The organism is Candidatus Symbiopectobacterium sp. NZEC135 (assembly GCF_025962695.1).
The window spans coordinates 1-2,514 of the sequence record NZ_JAGFPF010000199.1; the positions used below are offsets into that span (position 1 = coordinate 1).

Annotated in this window: 1 pseudogene; it reads right to left on the bottom strand. The window is 42.4% G+C overall.

Annotation, left to right across the window (positions count from 1 at the left end):
* A pseudogene (locus tag J5224_RS24865) lies at positions 1 to 2,299 on the bottom strand (hypothetical protein); the annotation flags it as partial.
* Positions 2,300 to 2,514: the final 215 nt, after the last annotated feature.

The window sequence follows — 2,514 nt, forward strand, 5'->3', positions numbered from 1 at the left end:
AATCATAAAAAGGAATTACGTGTTTGACAAAACCCCACGCTTTTTGCAATCCGGATTTATCATTACCGGAAGCATATAACTGATGATAGAAATCATCACTGTGTTTTTTGGAAAGATAGCCTATCAAAGGATGAGCATCGGTATTATTATTTTCGATTGGGGAACGTAGCGTAGTGATGCTGAAATTAAAATTATCGCTGTCGATTACTCGATCTGTCTCAACCACGTAATTTTTAGTAAAACCATTATCGAGCAGCCCGTTATTAATATACTTTCTGATATCACGATCGACACGGATAAGTCGATAGGAAAAGGTTGAATGACTCATCACCCTCTTCAACGCATAAATTCTCTCCTGATTATCTTTATTTACAGAAAACAGATCGGTGTCTTTTAACTTGACATCAAAATCAGTGATTCGGCAGACGCTGTGCACACAAGCGACGGGACGATCGGCGCGCATATAAAACTGCACGGGATTTATTTTTACATCTGATGATAAAATGAAATCCACTTCAGTTTTATCAATCGTACCAAAGGAAGAAAAAATAATATTCTCATCGAGTTTTTGAAAACTGTTCACTACCTCGCGAGTCAGTTTATTATATTCATCATCGAGTTTCTCTGGCGCTTTTTTGCAGGGTTTTACAAATTCATTCAAGTACAATTGCTTGGCTTGTTTTTCTTTTTTTTCACGCATTTGTTGCTTAGAGCGAATCCCATCGGCTAAATCAGGCAACCCTGGCAGCTCCGATGTAGGGCAATCAGCAATAATTTTATCAGCCAGTTTTCCTTTACTGAGCCAGGCATTGACAGCGGAGGTGTATCTTTCAAACTGATTGGTTAACGCCTGTTGTATAGCCATTACCTCTTTTCGATAATGAATATAATCCTCTACAGCTGCAACCTGTGTTCTGAATGAATGTCCACGGGTGACTGGCAGTTTCTTCTGGTTACTCGCGGGAATAATGAGAGAGGGAAGCAAAAAATAGCCAATATTATCCAGGCCGGCGCCCTGGTCGGTCACCATATCCCATAGCCCACTTCCGATTTGTAACGTTTCGTTGAGGGTGAATTTTTTCAAATCATGCGTTTTATCTAACAGGGCAGACCCTGCATAGAGATCGGCAAAAACCTGACTCCCCAGTGAAATTTTATCAATGTTCTTTTCTGACCATTTCAGCATGGGGATCTCTTTTTCTACATATAAATACCACATGCTATTAAATTCCCCCCAGCGGTCAGCAGGAATCTCTTGATAGTTCAGCAGGCCATCATTAAAGATCTGATTCAATCCTAGAATGTACTTAAGGCTGCTGACCGTAAAATAGGAGGGGTAGTCGTTAGATTTAATTTTATCCGCCAGATACTCTCCCGGATACATACCGAGAACCTGATTGAACATCCAGTGACTGATTACGGCCTGAGAAAATTCAGCAGAGATACTCTCCCCTCTTCTTCCACCGTAGAGATCGGTTTCCGCCAAAATATGTTTGGCAACGCTTATTTCTTTATTGGCTAGCGTTTTAACAGCATCACCGTCATCACCATAAATATATTCAGCCACCGCCGAGACCAAAACTTCTTTTTTGATTTGATTATTGACTACATTTTTATCCAGAAAATTATTCTTTTTCAAAAACCCGATAACACCCGATCTTATTTCATGGTTATTATCAGAATTTGAATGATCTTTTTCGTCTGGGTGCAGGTACGATTCGCTGATAAGGTTGGCACTTTGTAACGCGGGAGGAATATGTTCAAAATACCCGATATTTTCAATGTGATGATATTCTCCAATCGAATCATTGCCGGGTGCAGCGAGTGTACGCGTGCCTGCGGGCCAGTCCGTTGCGCCGCTCGACTGATGCGCTGCGTAGTGACGCAACGTTAATGTACCCGCTGTTGCACCCGCCAAAATACCTGCCCCCATGAGCCATCCGGCTTTCCCCTTCAGCCTTAAGGGCGGTGGTGAGAAAGGTGCCAACCCCTCATGACGCTGAGCGGAAATAGCCTCTGCCTGCTGTAATAATGAAGGCCCCATGACACTGAGCTCATCATTTTCTGCGGTCTTTTGGGTGTTTTTAATTGGACACCATGCCTTCAACCAACTCAGTAGGTTATGGCTAACACTGGCGCTGGTTTTTTTTAAATGTCTGGCATCAGCATCAGACGGTGAGGTTATTAAAACGAGATGGCTATTAACTGAATGATTTTTGTGATGTTGCTTTTTCTCTGCTTCAGCGTTGAGAGGCAAAACAGCATTGAGTAAAGGAGACGCGGTTGATATTACTGGCATGGTCTACTTTCCTTGTACGTTTATTAAAAAGAGGATAGTCACGCAGGGAGTTAACATTGATTTTCGCAACGGGTACAGGTTCTGAATTTACGACTCGATCATGCGGGTAAATATACGGCGCATTGTCACGTCAACACTCTATCGTCCTGTTCCTCACGGCTGATGGAACAAAAGCGATAATTCACGAATCAGGTTCCCCCTTATACCTATAGCAA